We start from the raw sequence: 20,632 nt of genomic DNA on the forward strand, positions 1-20,632 counted from the left end.
CATGACCGCAGTACCGGCCGGACGTGCTGCGGACAGAAGCGCACTGGCCGGTGCCCGCCGGATCGTGGTCAAGGTGGGCTCCTCTTCCCTGACCAGCATCAAGGGCGGCATCTCGGAGGAATCGCTGACTGCCCTGGCTGACGCGCTGGCTGCCAAGCGCAACGCAGGCGCCGAAATCATCCTGGTGTCCTCCGGTGCGATCGCTGCGGGACTGGCTCCGCTCGGGCTGGCCAAGCGTCCCCGTGACCTGGCTACCCAGCAGGCCGCGGCCAGCGTGGGCCAGGGGCTCCTGATGGCCCGGTACACCCAGGCCTTCGGTGCACACGGCGTCACCGTGAGCCAAGTCCTGCTGACGGCAGAAGACCTGATGCGGCGCAGCCAGCACACCAATGCCCTCCGCGCCATGGACCGGCTGCTGAACCTCGGGGTGGTCCCCGTGGTCAACGAAAACGACACCGTGGCCACCCACGAGATCCGCTTTGGCGACAACGACCGGCTCGCAGCCCTGGTGGCGCACCTGGTGCGCGCCGATGCGCTCGTGCTGCTGTCCGACGTCGACTCCCTCTACGACGGTCCGCCCGCCCAAGGTGCCAAGCGCATCCCGCTGGTCACCGGCGCGCACGACCTCGAGGGCGTGTCCATCGGCAAAGCGGGCAAGGCCGGCTTGGGCACCGGGGGCATGATGACCAAAGTGGAAGCTGCCAGCATGGCGGCAGGATCGGGGATCCACGCCCTGGTAACCTCCACGCCCAATGCTGCCGCAGCCCTGAACGGCGAGGACGTGGGCACGTGGTTCTCCGTCAACGGATCCCGCAAACCGGTACGCCTCCTTTGGCTGGCACACGTTGCCTCGGTGCAGGGCCGGCTGGTTCTGGACGACGGTGCCGTGCGCGCCGTGCGGCACCACCGCACGTCCCTCCTGCCGGCTGGCATCTCCGCGGTCCACGGCGACTTTGAAGCGGGAGACGCCGTCGAACTGGCTGGAGCCGACGGCACCGTCGTTGCGCGCGGGCTGGTGAATTACTCGTCGGAGGAACTGCCGCGGATGCTGGGGCGGTCCACGCACGAGCTGGGCGAGGCACTGGGCAGCGGCTATGACCGTGAAGTTGTTCATGTTGACGACCTGGTGCTGGTCTGAGCGGCCGCCTCGCCTAAACTTGGATCATGACTGAAGCCCTGATCCATACTGCTGAAAATTCCGGAACCACCGCTGCGCAGGCGCAGCCGGGTCCCGCAGCAGAACCGGCATCGGCTGAGGTGCCCGTTTCGGGTGCGGACGTGTCCGCCGCGGAAGTGGAGGCGGCTGTCCACGCCATCACTGACCAGTCACGCCACGCCGCCCGCAGGATGGCCACCGCCAACCGGGCCTGGAAAGACCGGGCCCTCCGCGCCGTGGGCGCCGCCCTGCAGGAGAACGTCCCGGCCATTCTTGCCGCCAACGCGATGGACGTGCAGCGGGGCAAGGCCACCGGCACCTCCGCCGCCCTCCTGGACCGGCTTACCCTTACCGAAACACGCGTAGCCGGGCTCGTTGCCGCCCTCGAGAACCTGGCCAACCTCCCGGACCCCGTGGGCAACGTGGTGCGCGGGCAGACGCTCCCCAACGGGCTGCGCCTCCGCCAGGTCAACGTGCCCATGGGTGTGGTGGCAGCCATCTACGAAGCCCGGCCCAACGTCACGGTTGACATCGCAGGGCTGGCCCTGAAGAGCGGAAACGCCGTCATCCTCCGCGGCGGCAGCGCAGCAGAAGCCACCAACCAGGTGCTGGTCCGGATCCTGCGCGAGGCCCTGGAATCCGTGGGCCTGCCCGCTGACGCAGTCCAGACGGTGGACCAGTACGGCCGTGCGGGCGCCGCCGTCCTGATGAAGGCCCGGGGCAGGGTGGATGTCCTGATTCCCCGCGGCGGCCGGGACCTGATCCAGACCGTGGTCACCAACTCCGCCGTGCCGGTCATCGAAACGGGGGAGGGGAACGTCCACATCTTCATCGATGAGTCCGCCGACGAGAACATGGCCGTGGAGATCCTGCTCAACGCCAAGACACAGCGGCCCAGTGTCTGCAATACCGTGGAGACACTGCTGGTCCATTCGGGCTCAACCGTCTTGCCCGCCGTCGCGGCCGCCCTGCGCAGCGCCGGTGTCCGCCTCCATGTGGACGGCCGCATCAGCGCCGCGCTGCCTCCCGCCATCGAAACCGAGCCGGCGACGGACGTGGACTGGGGAACCGAATACATGGACCTGGACCTGGCTGTGGCCATGGTGGACAGCCTGGACGAAGCCGTCCAGCACATCCGGACCTGGTCCACCGGACACACGGAAGCGATCCTCACCAACAGCCTCGCCAACGCCGAGCGGTTCATCGCCGAGGTTGACTCCGCTGCCGTGATCGTCAACGCCTCCACACGGTTTACCGACGGCGGGGAGCTGGGCCTGGGTGCCGAGGTGGGCATTTCCACGCAGAAGCTCCACGCCCGCGGCCCCATGGGCCTGACCGAGCTCACCACCACGAAGTGGATCGTCCAGGGCGAAGGCCAGGTCCGCGGGTAGCAACGCGGTAACATAGACCAGAACCCGGAAGGCAGTCGAAAGTTCCGCTGCCTGTAAATCCTTGAACAAAGGGAGAAAATGCTGCTCCAGCAGATTGCCACGTCCGTCGCCGCCGCAGGTGAATCAGGCCATGAGGAGCTTGCGCCGCTGTGGGCCGAGCCGTGGGTCTTTGGCGTATCCATGTTCGCGATCCTGGTCGTGCTGATGCTCATCGCCTGGTCCTACAACAACCTCGGCAACCGGCACGCCGCCACGGACGAGCACGCGGATCCGCACCGCCAGCACCCCAACAAGCACGATCGCGGGCAGGGCCACTAAGATTTCCCACAACCTGCAACGCAATGGGGCCCGGGGGAGGCTGCGGCTGGGCGTGATGGGCGGAACCTTCGATCCCATCCACCACGGCCACCTTGTGGCTGCCAGCGAAGTCGCGGCGGAGTTCGACCTCGATGAGGTGGTCTTCGTCCCCACCGGGCAGCCATGGCAAAAGTCCCATAAACAGGTCAGTGAGCCCGAGCACCGCTACCTGATGACCGTCATCGCCACGGCGTCCAATCCGCGCTTCACCGTCAGCCGTGTCGATGTTGACCGCCCGGGTCCCACCTACACCATCGACACCCTCCGCGACCTGAGGGCCCAGCGCCCCGACGCAGACCTGTTCTTCATCACCGGCGCGGACGCCCTGGCGCAGATCCTGTCCTGGAAGGACATCGACGAACTGTGGTCACTCGCGCACTTCGTGGGCGTCACCCGGCCCGGCCATGTCCTTGACGGCATGGGCCGTGATGATGTCAGCCTGCTCGAAGTGCCCGCCATGGCCATCTCGTCGACGGACTGCCGTGCCCGCGTGGCTGCGAACAACCCGGTCTGGTACCTGGTCCCGGACGGGGTAGTCCAGTACATCGCCAAGTACGGCCTGTATTCCGACGCACCCGCAGGCGCGGATGACCCAACTTCCGAAGCACGCGAACCAGCCAGTACTGAATGAGTTCTCAATGAGTCAGGAACAGCCCCCAATCCGCAGCCGCCGGGAACTCCGGAAGGCCAGGGACGCCCAACAGGCTGCCCTGCCTGCCACGGAGCAGCGCCCGCCTGCCGCAAACCGGCCGGCTGACAGCGCGCCCTCGCGGGACGGCAAGGACCCGGCGGCCCGTCCCGGTCCTGCCGGGGGAGCCGCCCCTGCAGCGCGCCCGCAGCCAGCTCCGGACCCGACGGCTACGCAGCGCTCCTCCCAGATCCGGGCCCGCGACCGCGCCGCGCTGCGCACCATCAAGGAGCTTGAGGAAAAGGAAGGGCAGCTTGCTGCGGGCGGCCCGCCTACCCGGCGCCAGCTGCGGTTGCAGCAACTCAAAGAGCAGGCGCTGACTGCCGCCAATCCCATCGTTCCGGCCGCCGCTGCTCCGGCACCCAAGGCCGCGCCCGCACGTGAAGAGGGTGCGGCGGGGGAGAAGGCGGAGGACGGAAAGACTGCGCCCGGAACCGCTCCGGACGGCATGACGGTGGAACAGGCCCTGGAAGCGCGCGCCCTCATCGCCGCGCAGGCCAGGAACCAGATCGCCAAGATGGAGCACATTGCCTCCCTGGATCCGGAAGTCGTGGATCCGGACATCCTGGCGGAACAGATTGCCCTTGCCGAACGGGCCGCGGTCATGAACCGCCGGGCCATGGCACGGCAGAAGCTTGCCGAACAGGCCGGCAGCCCCGCTGCCCCCGGCAGCCCTGCCGCTCCGGGCAGGGACTCCGCACCCAAGGACAAGCCCGGCCCGTCCACCGCCAGCAACCTGGCCATGGTGACGCCGCTGGAGTTCGTCCAGGTGCCCGGCGTCGAGCGGCCGGTCATGAAGCCGCCGGCCACCTCCCATGTCCCGGTCACCACCCGGCCCGGAACCAAGGTCCCCGGAACCAAAATCCCTGGCGCTGGAAAACGGCGGCCTGCTGCCCGGCCCAAGGCACCCGCCCCGGACTCCGCGACCGGCCGCTCGCAGGTCATCGCGCGTGCCGAGGCAGCCGCCAAAGCCGCCAACCGTCCCCAACCGGTATCGCGCCCGGAAGAACAGTCGGAGGACCTCTTCGAGGACCTTCCCCGGGTTCCTGCCCGGTCCGCCTACGGACTCGATCCCCTGGACGCCGCCACGGCGGGCCTGGGCAGGGCCCGCCGGAACCGGATCCTCCAGTTCTGCATCCTCGCGTTCGGGATCCTGGCCCTCGTCGCCGGCATCATCCTGATCGTCAGCGGCATGTCCCGCTGACCCGCTGGCCGGCATCAACACTTAACCCAAACAAGGAGTCCCGTGACTGCAACAGAATCGTCCATCGCCATAGCCCGCACGGCTGCCAAAGCTGCCGCGGAGAAGATCGCCCAGGATATCGTCGCCATGGATGTGAGCGAACGCCTGGCCCTCGCCGATGTCTTCCTCATCGCCTCGGCGCCCAGCGAACGCCAGGTCAACGCCATCGTGGACGGCATCGAGGAAGAACTCGCCAAGCAGGACCTTCGCCCGGTCCGCCGCGAGGGCCGGTCCGGCGGCCGGTGGGTCCTGCTGGATTACGCCGACGTCGTGATCCATGTCCAGCACGAGGAAGACCGCGTCTTCTACGCCCTGGAACGCCTCTGGAAGGACTGCCCCGTGGTGGACCTGCAGCTCGGCGACGACTCCTCCGCCAAAGCCGCTGCGGTTTCCGACAGCGAGTAGCCTCCGCCCGGCAGTGAATATTCCCGATTTGGAATTTTCGGAATTGCTGTTCTAAGATATTTGAGTTGCTTCGGGGGAGACCCCGGGGAAAGCAGCACAGAGCAGCAACAATCCGGGGCTGTGGCGCAGCTGGTAGCGCACCTGCATGGCATGCAGGGGGTCAGGGGTTCGAGTCCCCTCAGCTCCACCGGTAAGTCCGCCGGAACCACTTTGGTTCCGGCGGACTTTTTTTGTGCCCACATTCCGGATGCCCGCATTGCACCTGCGCCCGGACTTTGCACCCCCGCGTTCCCCGGTGATTTGTCCACGAGCGGGTGCATTCAGGGCCTGGGCGGCGGCAGATGGCGGCCGATTGGCGTCCAGCGGAAAAGTGCATTACTCTGGTCAGGTTGCTCCGGGGAATTCGACGGAAAGCGGCAAGAGTACGGGGCTGTGGCGCAGCTGGTAGCGCACCTGCATGGCATGCAGGGGGTCAGGGGTTCGAGTCCCCTCAGCTCCACCGATACACCGGAAAAGGGAACCATCACCACGTGATGGTTCCCTTTTTTGTTGCCACCGGCAACCGATAGGGGGACTAACCCTTCCGGCGCAGGTCAAAGCGCGGTACAACTGTGATTGAGGGCACATCGTCCCGCCTCCGGACTGCTTTCATCCAAGGCGGCGGCCGCGGGACGGGCTGACGAGGAGGTCGCAGATGTCCCACGCAGACGGCTACAGGCCGGACGGCGAAGCCTTTCCCGGAGAATCCCGCCTGACGCGGGACACCGCCATCCGCGGACCGGCCAGGCCCGCTCCCTACATCGGCGCCGGCATCCTGCTGGCCGCCGCCATTCTCTTTCCCCTCATGCCGCAGCTCTACGCTTTTGATGCGCCACGGCTGGGCGGGATGCCGTTCTTCTACTGGTACCAGCTGCTGTGGGTGCCGGTCTCCGCGATCCTGACCGGCAGCGCGTATTGGCTGGTCACCAGGGAAGACCGACGACGGCGGGCCGAGGCCCGTGCAGGCGGCCCGCCCCAGGCAGGGGCTGCCTCCGCCGGGACCGGCTTGGGAGGGGACCGGCCATGAACACCCGCGAGATCAACTGGACAGCCCTGATCATTGTGGTGCTGCTTTTCGTCATCGTGGCCGTGATGTGCTTCCTGGCCGCCAAGTGGCGCCGCAGCACGGAAGTGGAGGGGCTGCACAGCCTGGATGAGTGGGGCCTGGGCGGGCGTGGCTTCGGCACCTGGATCACCTGGTTCCTGTTGGGCGGGGACCTCTACACCGCTTACACCTTTGTGGCAGTGCCGGCGGCAATGTGGGCCACCGGCGCAGTGAGCGGTTTCTTCGCCGTGCCGTACACGATCGTCCTGTATCCGATCATCTTCATCATCATGAGCCGGTTGTGGTCCGTCTCGCACCGCCATGGCTACGTCACCTCGGCGGACTTCGTGGGCGGCCGCTACGGCAGCCGCTGGCTGTCCCTGGCCGTCGCCGTCACCGGGATCGTGGCCACCATGCCCTACATCGCGCTGCAGCTGGTGGGCATCAAGGCGGTGCTGACCGTGCTTGGTTTGGGGAGCTCCGGCAACGTCCTGCTGACCGACCTGCCGCTGATCCTCGCCTTCGTGGTCCTGGCCGCATACACCTACACCTCGGGCCTGCGCGCCCCGGCGATGATCGCGGTCGTCAAGGACCTGCTGATCTACCTCGCCGTCATTGTGGCCGTCATCTACCTGCCCATCAAGTTCGGTGGCTGGGACACCATTTTTGGCGCAGCCCAGACCAAGCTCGGCGCGGTGAACCAGGCCACGGGCAAGCCGGCAGGGGTCTTTGTCCCCGGCGCGGCCAACTACTCCGCCTACTGGTCCCTGGCACTTGGCTCGGCCATGGCGCTGTTCATGTACCCGCACTCGGTGACGGCGGTGCTGGCCTCGAAGGCCCGCAACACCATCCGCCGCAACGCCGCCATCCTGCCGCTGTACTCGCTGATGCTCGGCTTCCTGGCACTGCTGGGTTTCGTGGCCATCAAGGCGGGTACCAAGCCGATCGACCTGGACGGATCAGTCAATCCGCAGCTGGTGGTTCCCCAGCTGTTCCTTGACCACTTCCCGGCCTGGTTTGCCGGGATCGCACTGGCCGCGATCGCCATCGGGGCCCTGGTGCCGGCAGCGATCATGTCCATTGCCGCCGCAAACATGTTCACCCGGAACATTTACCGCGATTTCATCCGCCCGGATGTCGATCCAAAGACTGAGGCGAAGGTGTCCAAGATTGTCTCCCTGGTGGTGAAGGTGGGCGCCCTGGTCTTCGTGATCGCCATGGACCAGTCGGCGGCCATCAACATGCAGCTGCTGGGCGGCATCTGGATCCTGCAGACCTTCCCCGCCGTCGTGGCCGGCCTCTACACCCGGTGGTTTGACCGCTGAGCCCTCCTGGTTGGCTGGGCGGTGGGCATCATCTTCGGAACCGTCTCCGCCTACAACGTGGTCAACCCGGTGACCAAGGCGCACTTTGGCGGGTCGGTGGCGCCGATCCCCGGCACCGACTTCAGCGTCTACATCGCGGTGTCGGCGTTCGCACTGAACCTGGTGGTCGCCGCCTTGCTGACCCTGGTGATGCGGGCCCTCAAGGTCCGGACCGGCGAAGACCTCACCCGGCCCACGGACTACGCCGCCGACGAAGCGGATCCGAAAGTGGTGCAGATCGAAAAGACCCAGCATTTCACCCAGCCTGGCGGACCTTCCCCGGTGGCCTAGCCGAACTGAGGCCTGACCCCGGGGTCATCGAGCCGCCCTCCTGCCGGGTTACGTCCCGGCAGGAGGGCGCTTTCGCCGCAGCGCTTTCGTCACAGCCAGGAAGTCCGGCGCAACGGCGGTTCCTCCCCGCCCGGCCGGCGGACCAGGACCTGGTTGACTCCGGTGAGTCCATTTTCGAATCCAATGGCGCTGGCTGCCATGTACAGCCGCCACACCCGTGCGCGCCCCTCCCCGGCCAGGCGTATCGCTTCCGCCCAGTTCTGCTCCAGCCGCCTGACCCAGGCCCGGAGGGTCAGTGCGTAATGGGGCCGCAGCGCCTCAACGTCGAGGACTTCGAACCGGGCAGTTTCCAGGGCGGACACCATCTCGCCGAGGCTGATCATTTCACCGTCGGGGAACACGTAGCGGGGGATGAACGAGTCGGGATCGGGGGCGGTGGGGCCGGCGTTCCAGGAGATGGCGTGGTTCAGCAGCCGTCCACCGGGGCGCAGCAGCCCGAAGAGCGCGGCGGCGTACTCGGGGGTCTGGGCCCGTCCCACGTGCTCTGACATGCCGATGGAACTGATGGCGTCGTACGGCCCGTCCTGCACGTCGCGGTAATCCTGGACCCGGATTTCGATACTGCCCGTGAGGCCGGCGTCTGCTGCACGCTTACGCGCCAGCGTGGCCTGCTCCGTTGACAGCGTGACGCCCACCACCGTGGCGCCGTACCTGGCCGCAGCGTGGAGAGCGAAGCTGCCCCACCCGCATCCCACGTCGAGGACCCGCATTCCGGGCTGGAGGCCCAGCTTGCGGCAGACAAGGTCCAGCTTGGCCTCCTGCGCGGCGTCGAGGCCATCACTCAGGCCATCATCAGCCCCAGCCTCCGGTTCCAGACCCGACCCGGCAGCTGCTGCGCCCCCGGTGACAGGGCCGTCCGGCCACACAGCGCACGAGTAGACCATGGACGGTCCCAGCACCAGGGCGTAGAAGTCGTTGCCGACGTCGTAATGATGCGAGATGGCGGCCGAATCCCGGCCCCGGGAGTGCATCCGGCCCTTCTTCGCGACGCGCGCCTCCTCGGGTGGCGGAGCAGGGTTGGGTCCAATGGCGCCAAGCCGGGCTGCGGAGCGCAGCAGCAGCCAGAGCTCACCGGCGGACAGCGGGCGGAACGGACCGGGCTCCGCGAACTTGCCCGCCGAACTCAAGGCCGTAAAGGCTGCGAAGATGTCACCGGGGGCCTCGATGTCGCCTGCCACGTACGCCCGGCTCAGACCCAGCTGCCCCGGTGACCAGAGCATGCGCCGCAGTGCCTTGCGGGACTTGAACTCCAGCACCGGCGCGTCCGGCGGGCCGGCTTCCGAGCCGTCCCAGGCCCGCAACCGAAGGGGTATCTGTCCGGTCCCCAAAACCACTCGCAGGGCCTTTTCCAGCCGGGCGGCGTGCCCAGTGGTTCCGGTTCCCGCTGATGCTGCGTCAGTGTCCATGCGCCCACCCTACGGCCGGGCTGCCCTCCACGACTATCATGGGGGAGTGATTCCTGACCCAACCGATGTGGTGGTCATCGGGGCGGGCCAGGCAGGCCTGTCGGCCGCGTACCACCTGCAGCGCCGGGGGCTGGACTTTGCCGTGCTCGACGCCGAGGAAGGTCCCGGGGGCGCCTGGCGGCACCGCTGGAAGAGCCTGCGCATGGGCACCGTCAATGGGATCAGTGACCTGCCCGGCATCGCCAAACCCGACGTGGATCCTGCCGAACCCAGCTCCGAGTTCCTGACCCGCTATTTCGGGACCTATGAGGCCGAGGTGGGCCTTAACGTCCACCGCCCCGTCAAGGTCCGGGCCGTCAGGCGTGAAGACGGCGATCCGGCGGGGCGGCTGCGGATCGAAACGTCCGACGGCGACTGGAGCGCCAAAGCACTCATCAACGCCACGGGCACGTGGACCCGTCCGTTCTGGCCCATTTATCCGGGGCAGTCAACGTTCCGCGGCAGGCAGCTGCACGTGGCTGACTACGTCTCCGCGGAGGAGTTCCGCGGCCGGCATGTGATCGTGGTGGGCGGGGGCATCTCCGCCGTGGGTCTGCTGGAGGAGATATCACGCATCACCACCACCAGTTGGTTCACCCGCAGGGAACCGGTCTGGCGCGACGCTGGGTTTGATGCCAGGGCGGGCCACGACGCCGTGGCGCTCGTGGAGGAGCGGGTCCGCCAGGGGCTTCCGCCGCAAAGCGTTGTCTCGGTGACGGGCCTTATCTGGACGCCCGCCCTGCGCGCAGCCAGGGAGCGGGGCGCCCTGGACCGGCAGCCCATGTTCACCTCCATCGAACCCGGGGGTGTCCGCCGCGCCGACGGAAGCCTGCTGAGGGCCGACGTCATCCTCTGGGCCACCGGCTTCAGGGCCGAACTGGAACACCTGGCGCCGCTTCACCTGCGGGGGCCCGGCGGCGGGATCGCCATGGACGGAACCCAGGTGGCAGCCGAGCCGCGCGTCCACCTGGTGGGTTACGGACCGTCGTCGTCCACCATTGGCGCCAACCGGGCGGGGCGCGCAGCAGTGGCTGCGATCCTGAAGCTGCCGGGCATTGCGGCGGCAGCGGAAACGGTAACGTTGGGGTGATGCCCCGGGTCCCGGGGCCGGCAAAAGCAACAGAAGGCGGCAGGACACCGGTGGCAGTAAACACCCTGGCGGACATCTTCGACGTACTGCGCCGGCGGCCCGATGTTGAGGCGCCCAACCTGCAGGCGTGGGACGCCACCGACAGGCTGCTGCTGGAGACCTCGGTGCAGCTTGGACGGGCAGGCACTGCCGTGGCCGTCATCGGGGACCGCTACGGGGCGTTGACGCTCGGCGCCTCCGAACTGCTTGCCCCGGACTCGCTGCGCGTACACCAGGACCTGGTCACCGGGGAACGGGCGCTGCGGCTTAACGCTGCCGAACTGTCGGCCAGGCGTGAGGCTGCCGGGCTTCCGGCGGACAGCGCCGGGTCCGGTTTCGTGCAGCTGCCCCTGGGGCCCGAACTGCTGGCCGGAGCGGACACCGTCCTGCTGCAGCTCCCCAAGACCCTGGCGGAGCTGGAGGAGATCGCTGCCGCCGTGGCCGGGCACGCCGCGCCGGATGTCCGCCTGCTGGCGGGTGGCCGGGTGAAGCACATGTCACTGGGCATGAACGCGGTCCTTGAACGGTACTTCGTTTCCGTGCAGCCCCAGCTCGCACGGCAAAAATCGCGGGTTCTCCTTGCTGCCGGCCCCAAAACCGCCACGGCCGCCCCGCGCTTTCCCGTGATGGAGCACCTTGACGGGCTGGACCTGGACGTGGCCGCGCACGGCGCTGTTTTTGCCGGCGCCCGGCTGGACATCGGCACACGCTTCCTGCTGACGTTCCTGCCCGCCATGAAGCCGGCGCAGCACGCCGTCGACCTCGGCTGCGGCACCGGCATCCTCGCCGCGATGTATGCCAGGCAGTTCCCTTCCGCCGCCGTCACGGCAACGGACCAATCGGCGGCCGCCGTGCAGTCCGCGCTGGCCACCGCCCGCCTGAATGGACTTGCGGACCGGATCACGGTGCTGCAGGACGACGCGCTCAGCACCTTCCCTGACGGCTCGGTGGACGCCGTACTCCTGAACCCGCCGTTCCACGTTGGTGCCGGTGTGCACGCCGGTGCGGGGCTGAAAATGATCGAAGCGGCAGGACGGGTCCTAGCGCCCGGCGGCGAGCTGTGGACGGTCTACAACCGGCACCTGGCCTACCTCCCGGCGCTGGAGCGGCACGTAGGACCCACGGTGGTAGAGGGCCGGAACCCGAAGTTCACGGTCACCCGCAGCACACGCAGCTCACGCTGAGCCAATCCCCGGCCTCACCGGCCAAAACATCCGCCGCGCCGCTGCCCGCGCATGTGGGCGCGGGCGCACGCTTGACGTACGATTCAAAGCATCACCACCGCCAGGTAGCCGAAGACGTTTAGGGGACACAGTGTCTGAGATCCGCCAATCCTCTCCGAGGCGCGGAACCAACTTGCCCAGGATGGGGGACTTCAACCTCACCGTCATCCTCGACGCAATCCGCAGGACGTCCGGGGGACTCAGCCGGGTGGAACTCGCCCAGATCGTCGGCCTGTCGCCCCAGACCATTTCGAACATTTCCCGCCGGCTGCTGGACCAGCACCTGATCGTCGAGGCAGGCAAGGAGGGCAGCGGCCCCGGGAAGCCGCGCACCATCCTCCGCCTCAACCCCGGTGGTATGTACGCCCTGGGGGTCCACCTGGACCCGGCCGTGACAACGTTCGTGGTGCTGGACCTCGTCGGAGCAGTGGTACGGCACTCACGGATCAAGACCCCCGGCGGAAACGATCCGGCCGCCGTCATTGCCACCATCGCTGCGGAGCTGGCCCAGCTCGTGGAGGATTCCGGCGTGGACCAGGGCCGCATCGCAGGACTCGGAGTGGCCGCTCCCGGCCCCATCGACCTCGACCACGGCACTGTGGTGGACCCGCCGCTTCTTCCCGGGTGGGACCGGGTCGAACTGCGGGACGCCTTGGCCAAGGCCACCGGCTACTCCGTGCTGGTGGACAAGGATGTGACCAGCGCCGCCGTGGCGGAAACGTGGGCCGGCGGCCCCAGCGGCGCCGGCAGTTTCGTGTTCATGTACATGGGTACCGGCATCGGCTGCGGGATCGTCCTCAACGATGAAGTGGTCCGGGGGACGTCCGGCAACGCCGGCGAAATCGGCCACATCATCGTGGACCCGGGCGGACCCCTTTGCGACTGCGGACAGCGCGGCTGCGTCAAATCCTCCGCCATTCCGCAGGTCCTGGTGGCGGAAGCGGTGGCCGCGGGAATCCTGGAGGGCGCGCAGGCCGGGAGCGCCGCCGAAATCCAGCAGAGCTTTTCCGAACTGTGCGCCCGTGCGTACGCAGGGGACGAAGGTGCCGCCGCCATCCTGGACAAATCCGCCGTCCTGGTTGCCCGGGCGGTATCGGTGGTCACCAACACCCTGGATGTTGAACGGGTCGTTTTCGGCGGCCCGTTCTGGACCTGCCTGTCGCAGCGCTACCTCGAACTGGTCCCGCCGCTGCTGGATGCCAACAGCGCCGCCCGCCTGATCCACCCCATCGAAGTTGTGGGCACCGGGGTGGGGGAGGACGTGGGCGCCATCGGCGCAGCCTCGCTGGTCCTTGAACATACGCTCGCGCCCCGCGCCCAACGGCTCCTGCTGGAAAGCTGACCGCGACATGTTTCGCCGGGCATCCAAGACATTATCCGTGGTGGCCGCCGCGGTCATGGTCCTCGCAGCCTGCACGCCTGCCGATCCGGCCGGCGGAAACAGGACCATCAAGGTGGCATACCAGAAGACAGACTCGTTCACCGCCCTGGACACCATGTTCCAGAACGCGAAGAAGGAGTTCGAAGCCGCAAACCAGGGCGTCACGATCGAACTGCAGCCCATCCAGGCCAATGACGACGACTACGGCACCAAGCTGGCCCTGGCGCTGCGGTCGCCCTCCACCGCCCCGGACGTCTTCTACGAGGACACGTTCAAGGTCCGCTCCGACGTGGACGCCGGCTACCTCCTGAACCTCGACAGCCGCCTGTCCGGGTGGGGGGACTGGAACACGTTTGACGCCGGCGCCAAGGAAGCAGGCAAAGCGGACGACGGCGGCACGTACGCGGTGCCGCTGGGCACCGACACGCGCGCCATCTGGTACAACAAGAAGGTTTTTGAGGCTGCCGGCATCGGCCTGCCGTGGCGCCCGTCCAGCTGGCAGGACATCCTGGACACCGCCAGGAAAATCAAAGCCTCCCAGCCGGATGTGCTCCCCTTCAACATGTATGCCGGCAAGGGCACCGGTGAAGGAAGCGTGATGCAGGGTTTCTACGAGCTCCTGTACGGCACCGGCGCAAGCCTTTATGACCAGGATTCGAAAAAGTGGGTCGTTGGCTCGGCCGGCTTCAAGGATTCGCTGACCTTCCTCGAAACCCTCTATGGGGAAAAGCTCGCAGTGCCCCCGGCCCAGGCGCTGGACCCGAACATCTGGAAGAAGGTGTTCGGCGAATGGTTCCCCAAGGCAAAACTTGGCGCAACCGTGGAAGGCTCCTACGCGCCGTCGTTCTGGCAGGACGGCGGAAGCTATGCCTGGCCGGGCTACGGGCAGGACATGGCAGTGGCACCGTTCCCAACCCAGACCGGGGCCGCGCCCGGGGCAGTGAGCATGTCCGGAGGGTGGACGTTGGCCCTTGGCGCGGAAACCAAGCAGCCCGACCTCGCGTTCAATTTCCTGACCACCGCCCTGAACGCAAAGAACTCCCTGGCGTTCACGGTGGACAGCTCGCAGATCGCCGTCCGCACCGACGTCGCCGCCGACCCCGGCTACCAGTCGGCCAACCCGTTCGTGAAGGACGTGTCCAGCCTGGTCGCGGTCACCAAATACCGGCCCGCGACGTCCGACTATCCACGCATCTCCGCTGCCGTGCAGGAGGCCACCGAGGCCGTGATCACCGGCAGCAGGACGCCGGAGCAGGCGGCGGCGGATTATGACACGGCCGTGGCCGGCATTGTGGGCGGCGACAAAACCATCCGGAAGTAGCGGTGCCCGCCAGCCACCGCACACGGCAAGTGCTCCGCTACCTGCCGGTCCTGCCCGCCGTCGTGCTCCTGCTCGTGTTCCTCGCCGGCCCCGTGCTGTGGGCTTTCCACGCCTCGCTCACCAACGCCGGACTGACCGGCCGGCATGCCAGGAACCCCGAATGGGTGGGGCTGGACAACTACCAGCGGCTGCTGCAGGACCCGGTCCTTCCGCTTTCGCTGGCCCTGACCGTCCTGTTCGTCGCCGGTTCGGCGATCCTGGGCCAAAACGTACTGGGCCTCGCCCTTGCGGTCCTGATGCGGCGTGCACGGCCCGTGGTCTCCGCAACCGTTGGGACCGCCGTCGTGGCCGCCTGGGTCCTGCCGGAAATCGTGGCGGCGTTCGCGGCCTACGCCTTCTTCAGCCGCGACGGGACACTCAACCAACTCCTGGGCCGGCTGGGGGTGCCGGAAACCGACTGGCTCTATACGGTTCCCATGGCGGCCGTGATCCTGGCCAACGTGTGGCGCGGAACCGCCTTTTCCATGCTGGTGTACCGGTCCGCACTCAGCGGGGTCCCCGGCGAGCTGACCGAGGCCGCGCAGATGGACGGAGCGGGCGCCTGGCAGCGGCTGGCGTTCATCACGCTGCCCGTGATCCGGGGCAGCATTGCCACCAACCTGATGCTGGTCACGCTGCAGACACTCGCCGTCTTCACCCTGATTTGGGTCATGACCGCCGGGGGCCCTGCCAACGGCAGCACCACGCTGCCCGTCATGGCCTACCAGGAAGCCTTCAAATTCGGGGACATCGGCTACGGCACTGCCGTCGCTACGGTCCTGATCCTCATCGGCGCAGTGTTCGGGGCAGCCTACCTCCGCCTCCTCAGGGAGCAGAGACCGTGACCGCCCGCAACGTACGTGACCGCAGCACCTGGGCGGACGTGGCCCTGCTGCTGACCGGCGCCTGCTTCCTGCTGCCCCTGCTCTGGCTGGTCCTCGGTTCAGTGGACCCCTCCGCCGGACACGCGGTCAAGGTCCCCCAACAGCCCGGACTGGATAACTTCGCCGCCGTCCTCACTCCTGAACTGCTCTTCCGCCCGCTGTGGAACAGCCTCCTGCTGTCCGCGGGTACCGGGCTGGTGACGCTGGCGGCGGCCGTGCTTGCCGCCTACCCCCTGTCCCGCTACCGGTCACGCTTCACGACGCCCTTCATGTACGGCATCCTGTTCGGTACCTGCCTGCCCATCACGGCCATCATGGTGCCGGTCTACGGCCTGTTCGTGCAGCTCCGGCTGCTGGATTCCCTGCCGGCCACGGTGCTGTTCCTGGCCGCCACCAGCTTGCCCATGGCGATCTGGATGACCAGGAACTTCATGGACGCCGTACCGCTGGCTCTGGAGGAAGCAGCCTGGGTGGACGGCGCCTCCAGGCTGGCCGGTCTGCGTTCAATCGTGCTTCCCCTCATGGGCCCGGGCCTGGGCGTGGTCTTCATCTTCGTGTTCATCCAGGCCTGGGGGAACTTCTTCGTCCCGTTCGTGCTGCTGCTCTCCGAGGGAAGGCAGCCGGCAGCAGTATCGATCTTCAGCTTCTTCGGCCAGCACGGGGCAGTGGCGTACGGCCAGCTGGCCGCATTCTCAATCCTCTATTCGGTTCCTGTCCTGGCCCTTTACGCCATCGTGGCGCGCGGGTCCGGCAACTCACTGGCCCTGTCGGGAGCTGTCAGGGGCTAATCGATGTCTTCAAGCACCACACCGAACGGCAGGGTGTCGTCCAGGTGGGCCTGGTGGCCGTGATGGGTGTCCACCACGCGGACGCCGTGCAGCTTTTCGGCCGCGGACTGCATCAGGACGGGCCTGACCGTGTCGATGACCACCTGGCTCTTATCGGCGAGATATTCCTTGTAACTGGCTGGAAGCTCAATCATGGCAAAAGGATAGACCTGCCGGACCCGCATGGGGAGGGGTGCCCATTGCCGGACCCGGGCTGCCCGGCTTGGATAGGATGGCGCACGGGACACAGCCGGCCCGGACCGCGCTCCCAACACCGTCATCAGGGGGAAACCAGTGCTTTCGACCAGCGTGCCCGCACGAATCCAGCCTGCGGAGCTGGCCAGGGCGCAGCAAGTGGCCGCCAACATTTCACGCAGTTTCGATGCGAAGTTGGTGGGGCAGTCCCGGCTGCGGGAATCGCTGCTGGTGGGCCTGCTGACCGGCGGCCACATCCTGCTGGAGAGCGTCCCGGGACTGGCCAAGACCACCGCCGCGCAGACCCTGGCCGACGCCGTCAGCGGTGAATTCCGCCGCATCCAGTGCACCCCGGACCTGCTGCCCAGCGACATCGTGGGAACCCAGATCTACGACGCCGCCAAGGGCAGCTTCCACACGCAGCTCGGCCCGGTCCACGCCAACATCGTGCTGCTGGATGAGATCAACCGCTCCAGCGCCAAGACCCAGAGCGCCATGCTGGAGGCGATGCAGGAACGCCAGACGTCCATCGGCGGCCAGGACTACCGGCTGCCCTCCCCGTTCCTGGTCCTGGCCACCCAGAACCCCATTGAGCAGGAGGGCACGTACCAGTTGCCTGAGGCGCAGATGGACCGCTTCATGCTCAAGGACGTCCTGGACTACCCCAGTCCTGCGGAAGAGGCCGAGATCATCCGCAGGATCGACGCCGGCGTCTACACCCCCGGACAGAAGCCCGCCGCAGCCGCCTCCCTGGATGCCGTCACCGAGATCCAGGAACTGGCCACCCGCATCTACATCGATCCGGCCGTCATCAACTACATCGTCGGACTGGTGTACGTGACCCGGAACGCGTCCCAGTACATCGACGCCAGGCTTGCCGGGTTCATCGAGTTCGGCGCCAGCCCCCGTGCCAGCATCGCCTTCAGCCGGGCAGCCCGTGCGGTGGCGCTGCTGAACGGCAGGGACCACGTCATCCCCGAGGACGTCAGGTCGCTGGCCCACAGGGTGCTGCGGCACCGGCTTATCCTGAACTTCGATGCGGTGGCCGAGCAGGTTCCCGTGGAATCGGTGATCGACGCCGTCGTGGCCGCCGTCCAGACTCCCTGACCCCGCATGGCCAGCCTCCTCCAGCGCGTGAAATCGAAGATGGCCATCTTCGCGCACCGCAAAGCCCGCGGCATGCTCGACGGCGAGTACGGCTCGGTGTTCAGGGGCCGCAGCCTGGACTTCGATGACCTGCGCGCCTACGTGCCCGGCGACGAAGTCCGCGATATCGACTGGAAAGCGTCGGCGCGCCACGGCTCACCCCTGATCCGGCGTTACGTGGCTGTCCGCCGCCAGACTGTCCTCCTCGTCACCGACACGGGGCGCAACATGGCCGCGGAGGCGCTGTCCGGGGAAGTGAAAAAGGACATCGCCGTGCTGTCCCTCGGCGTCCTGGGCTACCTGGCCCACCGGCACGGCGACGTGGTGGGGCTGGTATGCGGTGACTCATCGGCCACCCGTTCCTTCCCGGCTAAAAGCGGGGAGGCCCACCTGGAACGGCTGCTGCGGCACGTGGACTCCCACACCGGCCTGGAAGCGGCAGCCAGCAGGATCCAGGACCAGCTCGACTACGTTGCGCGCAACATCAAGGGCCGCCACCTGCTCTTCGTCGTCGCTGACGAACTGGCCGCGGACGATGCCACCGGCCGGCTCCTGCGCCGGCTGCGCGCCCAGCACGAGATCCTCTGGCTGACGGTCAGGGACGCGGAACTGGCGCCCTCACCCGTGGCCGGGGCAAGCCCACACACCGGCGGGGACTCCTACAGCGTGGCCGATTCCTCCCTCCTGGCCTGGCAGCTGGCCACATCCTCGGCAGTGGCGGCCGCCTACGCCACAGCCGCCGAAGAACGCGGCGCGGGCCGCAAGGCCATGTTGCGCGCGGCCGGAATCACGGAGGGTGAAGTGGCCGGCAGCGGGGACGTTATCACCGGCCTGTTCGCCCTCCTGGAAAGGCACCGGCGTGCAGGCTGAGCCCGGCTTCTACGGCCCGTTGCAGTACAGCCCCGCCTGGATGTGGTGCGGTGCGGCACTCCTGGCCCTGGTGGCCGGGTGGTACGTCTTCGTGCTTGCCACCACCCGCCCGGCTGCCCGCTCCCAACCCGGCAGCGCCGGCTCCCGGTCCGCCCTGACGGAACTGCCTGCACTCAAGGCGGCGTACCTCCAGCGCATCCAGGATGTGGACCGGGAAGCGGCGGCCGGAAACCTTGCCGGACGTGCCGCGCACCAGGAGATCAGCCTCCTGCTGCGCGGGTTTGTCCGGGACGCAACGGGTGTCGATGCCACCAGGATGACCCACCAGGACCTGGCCCGGCACCCGCTCCCGGCGGCCGCCGCTGTTATCGAAGCCCTTTACCCCGCCGAGTTCGGGCCCGGCCCGCTGCCATCCGTCACTGCGTCGGCGGCAAGGGCTTCCGAGGCGGTGCGGGCGTGGAACTGATCTTCTGGTGGCTGCTGCCGCCCGCCGCTGTCGCTGCCGGGGCTGCGGCATGGATCGCGTTGCGCAGGAACCGGCGCCCCAATGAACGACGACGGCCCGTGGCGCACGCCGACAGGCTCACGCGGCTCCCGGAATACCAGGCGGCCCTCAGGCGGCACCGCCGCCTGCTGGCCGTGGCCGGAACGGCCTGCGCGGTGCTGCTGGCCTCTGCCGCTGTTGCGGCAGCACGGCCGGCTGACGTGACCACCATCCGCCCGGAGCAGCACAACCGCGACATCATGCTGTGTCTGGACGCGTCCGGCTCCATGAGCAGTGCCGACGCCGCGGTGCTGGACGTCTTCGCCGGGCTGGCGAAAGACTTCGACGGCGAGCGGATCGGCCTGACCATTTTCGACAGCAGCGCCATCCAGGTCTTTCCGCTGACCGACGACTACGCCTACGCCCAGGAGCAGCTCCAGGGCGCCAAAGACGCTTTCGACGGCAAGCCCGGCAGTTCGGGATTCCTGGACGGCACCTGGAGCGGCAGGGGATCGTCACTGATTGGTGACGGCCTGGCATCCTGCCTCAACAGCTTCCCCGGCAGCACCGGCTCATCCTCCGCTGCTGCCGGGACCGCGGCAGGCGGGGGCAGTACCCCGACGCGCTCGCGGTCGGTGGTGCTGGCCACGGACAACTTCCTTTCCGGCAGGCCGATCATGACCCTGGATCAGGCTGCGCAGCTGGCCAAAGAGCGGTCCGTGCGCGTCTACGCCTTGAATCCGGGCGACCTGGACTATGGCAGCGGTTCCGACCAGCCCGGTGCCCAGCTGCGTGCTGCAGCGGAGTCCACCGGCGGTTCGTACTACGCCCTGGACAGTCCCGATGCTGTGCCGGGAATTGTCGCCGCCGTGGAGCAAACCAAAACGGCGGGAATCCAGGGGGCGCCACGCGCCGTGTTCTCGGAAGTTCCGGCCCTGCCGCTGGGTGTTGCGTTGTTGTCCGGGCTGGTCCTGTGCGCAATACTGTGGCGCCTGCAGCCGACACCCCTGCGCAGCAGGGCGTGGCTGCGGCGGGGGACCATTGTCCTGTTGCTCCTGGCAGCAGCCCTGCGGCCCAGCCTGCCCGGCGGCTCCGTGCAGGCTGCCACTGCAGACCTCAACGTGTTCTTCGTGGTGGACACCACCACCAGCATGGTGGCCGAGGACTACGGCAATGGCGCTCCGCGGCTGGAGGGCGTCCGCAAGGACATCAAGGCCATCGCAGAACGGCTGCCCGGCGCCCGTTTCTCCGTGATCACCTTCGACACCACCGCGCACGTCCGGATGCCGCTCAGCACCGACACGCTGGCGCTGGAGACCATCACGGACGTCATGGAACCCCAGGTGACCGCCTACGCCAGGGGCAGCAGCATCACCGCCGCCAGGCAGGTGCTCTCCGAGCGTCTGGCCGCTGCCCGGGACAGCCAGCCCGGGCGGCCCAGGCTGGTGTACTACCTGGGGGACGGCGAGCAAACCAGCGGCAAAGAGCCAGAGGCCATGAAGGTCGACGGCGGATTGGTGGCCGGGGGAGCGGTGCTGGGTTACGGGACGCCCGGCGGCGGACGGATGAAGGAGAACACCGGCCAGGCCTCCGACGGCGGGGGAACCGGGGGAGGGAACGTTCCGCGTTCGCCGGCGGAGTACGTGCAG

Annotated in this window: 21 protein-coding genes and 2 tRNA genes; 21 read left to right on the plus strand and 2 right to left on the minus strand. The window is 67.8% G+C overall.

What is annotated here, in order from left to right; all coding sequences use genetic code 11:
• Position 1: 1 nt before the first annotated feature.
• The 11 genes from proB (at position 2) to BACI349Y_RS20530 (ending at position 7,979) form a co-directional block, all read left to right on the plus strand.
• Positions 2 to 1,138 carry a glutamate 5-kinase gene (proB, locus tag BACI349Y_RS08940; protein ID WP_236560775.1) on the plus strand — a complete coding sequence of 379 codons (1,137 nt, stop codon included), beginning with the start codon at positions 2 to 4 and terminating at the stop codon, positions 1,136 to 1,138.
• Between the two features lie 26 nt (positions 1,139 to 1,164).
• The gene (locus BACI349Y_RS08945) at positions 1,165 to 2,547 is read left to right on the plus strand and encodes a glutamate-5-semialdehyde dehydrogenase (RefSeq protein ID WP_159631807.1); all 1,383 of its coding nucleotides are present in this window, start codon (positions 1,165 to 1,167) and stop codon (positions 2,545 to 2,547) included.
• A 78-nt stretch (positions 2,548 to 2,625) separates the two neighbouring features.
• Positions 2,626 to 2,865: a hypothetical protein gene (locus BACI349Y_RS08950; protein WP_159631808.1), complete on the plus strand. Its 240-nt coding sequence runs from the start codon at positions 2,626 to 2,628 to the stop codon at positions 2,863 to 2,865.
• Between the two features lies 1 nt (position 2,866).
• Positions 2,867 to 3,535: a nicotinate-nucleotide adenylyltransferase gene (nadD, locus tag BACI349Y_RS08955; protein ID WP_370871783.1), complete on the plus strand. Its 669-nt coding sequence runs from the start codon at positions 2,867 to 2,869 to the stop codon at positions 3,533 to 3,535.
• A 7-nt stretch (positions 3,536 to 3,542) separates the two neighbouring features.
• Entirely contained in the window at positions 3,543 to 4,796 is a 1,254-nt protein-coding gene (locus tag BACI349Y_RS08960) for a hypothetical protein (RefSeq protein WP_159631810.1), read from the plus strand.
• 42 nt (positions 4,797 to 4,838) lie between these two features.
• Complete coding sequence (gene rsfS / locus BACI349Y_RS08965; protein ID WP_159631811.1) at positions 4,839 to 5,240, plus strand: ribosome silencing factor; 402 nt, start codon at positions 4,839 to 4,841, stop codon at positions 5,238 to 5,240.
• A gap of 114 nt (positions 5,241 to 5,354) precedes the next feature.
• A tRNA-Ala gene (locus BACI349Y_RS08970) sits at positions 5,355 to 5,427 on the plus strand.
• 239 nt (positions 5,428 to 5,666) lie between these two features.
• A tRNA-Ala gene (locus BACI349Y_RS08975) sits at positions 5,667 to 5,739 on the plus strand.
• A 195-nt stretch (positions 5,740 to 5,934) separates the two neighbouring features.
• A complete protein-coding gene (locus tag BACI349Y_RS08980; protein WP_159631812.1) occupies positions 5,935 to 6,306 on the plus strand; it encodes a DUF3311 domain-containing protein in 372 nt (123 codons plus the stop codon).
• Positions 6,303 to 7,649 carry a monocarboxylate uptake permease MctP gene (gene mctP / locus BACI349Y_RS08985; protein ID WP_442858405.1) on the plus strand — a complete coding sequence of 449 codons (1,347 nt, stop codon included), beginning with the start codon at positions 6,303 to 6,305 and terminating at the stop codon, positions 7,647 to 7,649. Before BACI349Y_RS08980 ends, mctP begins: the two co-directional genes overlap by 4 nt.
• Before the next feature lie 21 nt (positions 7,650 to 7,670).
• A complete protein-coding gene (locus BACI349Y_RS20530) occupies positions 7,671 to 7,979 on the plus strand; it encodes a hypothetical protein (protein WP_442858406.1) in 309 nt (102 codons plus the stop codon).
• An 89-nt stretch (positions 7,980 to 8,068) separates the two neighbouring features.
• Here BACI349Y_RS20530 and BACI349Y_RS08990 read toward each other — a convergent pair whose 3' ends face one another.
• The gene (locus BACI349Y_RS08990) at positions 8,069 to 9,445 is read right to left on the minus strand and encodes an SAM-dependent methyltransferase (protein ID WP_159631813.1); all 1,377 of its coding nucleotides are present in this window, start codon (positions 9,443 to 9,445) and stop codon (positions 8,069 to 8,071) included.
• Positions 9,446 to 9,491: 46 nt separating this feature from the next.
• Here BACI349Y_RS08990 and BACI349Y_RS08995 point away from each other — a divergent pair, with 46 nt between their 5' ends.
• From BACI349Y_RS08995 to BACI349Y_RS09020, 6 genes are all read left to right on the plus strand, one after another.
• Positions 9,492 to 10,574: an FAD-dependent oxidoreductase gene (locus BACI349Y_RS08995; RefSeq protein ID WP_224026293.1), complete on the plus strand. Its 1,083-nt coding sequence runs from the start codon at positions 9,492 to 9,494 to the stop codon at positions 10,572 to 10,574.
• 50 nt (positions 10,575 to 10,624) lie between these two features.
• Positions 10,625 to 11,797, plus strand: a complete 1,173-nt coding sequence (locus BACI349Y_RS09000; protein WP_159631814.1) for a class I SAM-dependent methyltransferase — start codon at positions 10,625 to 10,627, stop codon at positions 11,795 to 11,797.
• A 181-nt stretch (positions 11,798 to 11,978) separates the two neighbouring features.
• Positions 11,979 to 13,178 carry an ROK family transcriptional regulator gene (locus tag BACI349Y_RS09005; protein ID WP_159631815.1) on the plus strand — a complete coding sequence of 400 codons (1,200 nt, stop codon included), beginning with the start codon at positions 11,979 to 11,981 and terminating at the stop codon, positions 13,176 to 13,178.
• Between the two features lie 7 nt (positions 13,179 to 13,185).
• Positions 13,186 to 14,538, plus strand: a complete 1,353-nt coding sequence (locus tag BACI349Y_RS09010) for an extracellular solute-binding protein (RefSeq protein ID WP_159631816.1) — start codon at positions 13,186 to 13,188, stop codon at positions 14,536 to 14,538.
• Between the two features lie 2 nt (positions 14,539 to 14,540).
• Positions 14,541 to 15,422, plus strand: coding sequence for a carbohydrate ABC transporter permease (locus BACI349Y_RS09015; protein WP_159631817.1), 882 nt, complete (start codon positions 14,541 to 14,543; stop codon positions 15,420 to 15,422).
• Entirely contained in the window at positions 15,419 to 16,249 is an 831-nt protein-coding gene (locus tag BACI349Y_RS09020; protein WP_159631818.1) for a carbohydrate ABC transporter permease, read from the plus strand. Before BACI349Y_RS09015 ends, BACI349Y_RS09020 begins: the two co-directional genes overlap by 4 nt.
• Here BACI349Y_RS09020 and BACI349Y_RS09025 read toward each other — a convergent pair.
• Complete coding sequence (locus BACI349Y_RS09025) at positions 16,246 to 16,473, minus strand: hypothetical protein (protein ID WP_159631819.1); 228 nt, start codon at positions 16,471 to 16,473, stop codon at positions 16,246 to 16,248. The genes BACI349Y_RS09020 and BACI349Y_RS09025 overlap by 4 nt on opposite strands.
• Positions 16,474 to 16,582: 109 nt before the next feature.
• On the opposite strand from BACI349Y_RS09025, the gene BACI349Y_RS09030 reads away from it, so the two are divergent.
• The 4 genes from BACI349Y_RS09030 to BACI349Y_RS09045 all read left to right on the plus strand — a co-directional run.
• Positions 16,583 to 17,590 carry an AAA family ATPase gene (locus BACI349Y_RS09030; protein ID WP_159631820.1) on the plus strand — a complete coding sequence of 336 codons (1,008 nt, stop codon included), beginning with the start codon at positions 16,583 to 16,585 and terminating at the stop codon, positions 17,588 to 17,590.
• Positions 17,591 to 17,596: 6 nt separating this feature from the next.
• Positions 17,597 to 18,499, plus strand: coding sequence for a DUF58 domain-containing protein (locus BACI349Y_RS09035; RefSeq protein ID WP_159631821.1), 903 nt, complete (start codon positions 17,597 to 17,599; stop codon positions 18,497 to 18,499).
• Positions 18,489 to 18,965 carry a hypothetical protein gene (locus BACI349Y_RS09040; protein WP_159631822.1) on the plus strand — a complete coding sequence of 159 codons (477 nt, stop codon included), beginning with the start codon at positions 18,489 to 18,491 and terminating at the stop codon, positions 18,963 to 18,965. Before BACI349Y_RS09035 ends, BACI349Y_RS09040 begins: the two co-directional genes overlap by 11 nt.
• A partial coding sequence (locus BACI349Y_RS09045; RefSeq protein WP_236560776.1) for a vWA domain-containing protein occupies positions 18,956 to 20,632 on the plus strand: 1,677 nt, incomplete at its 3' end. The genes BACI349Y_RS09040 and BACI349Y_RS09045, both read left to right, overlap by 10 nt.

It is taken from the genome of Arthrobacter sp. 8AJ, from assembly GCF_902506025.1.
GTDB lineage: Bacteria > Actinomycetota > Actinomycetes > Actinomycetales > Micrococcaceae > Arthrobacter.

Bases quoted from the DNA above. Each gene is read 5' to 3' on its own strand.
- proB (WP_236560775.1), top strand. From the start codon at position 2: ATGACCGCAGTACCGGCCGGACGTGCTGCGGACAGAAGCGCACTGGCC.
- BACI349Y_RS08945 (WP_159631807.1), top strand. From the start codon at position 1,165: ATGACTGAAGCCCTGATCCATACTGCTGAAAATTCCGGAACCACCGCT.
- BACI349Y_RS08950 (WP_159631808.1), top strand. From the start codon at position 2,626: ATGCTGCTCCAGCAGATTGCCACGTCCGTCGCCGCCGCAGGTGAATCA.
- BACI349Y_RS08960 (WP_159631810.1), top strand. From the start codon at position 3,543: ATGAGTCAGGAACAGCCCCCAATCCGCAGCCGCCGGGAACTCCGGAAG.
- BACI349Y_RS08980 (WP_159631812.1), top strand. From the start codon at position 5,935: ATGTCCCACGCAGACGGCTACAGGCCGGACGGCGAAGCCTTTCCCGGA.
- mctP (WP_442858405.1), top strand. From the start codon at position 6,303: ATGAACACCCGCGAGATCAACTGGACAGCCCTGATCATTGTGGTGCTG.
- BACI349Y_RS08990 (WP_159631813.1), bottom strand. From the start codon at position 9,445: ATGGACACTGACGCAGCATCAGCGGGAACCGGAACCACTGGGCACGCC.
- BACI349Y_RS09005 (WP_159631815.1), top strand. From the start codon at position 11,979: ATGGGGGACTTCAACCTCACCGTCATCCTCGACGCAATCCGCAGGACG.
- BACI349Y_RS09010 (WP_159631816.1), top strand. From the start codon at position 13,186: ATGTTTCGCCGGGCATCCAAGACATTATCCGTGGTGGCCGCCGCGGTC.
- BACI349Y_RS09025 (WP_159631819.1), bottom strand. From the start codon at position 16,473: ATGCGGGTCCGGCAGGTCTATCCTTTTGCCATGATTGAGCTTCCAGCC.
- BACI349Y_RS09035 (WP_159631821.1), top strand. From the start codon at position 17,597: ATGGCCAGCCTCCTCCAGCGCGTGAAATCGAAGATGGCCATCTTCGCG.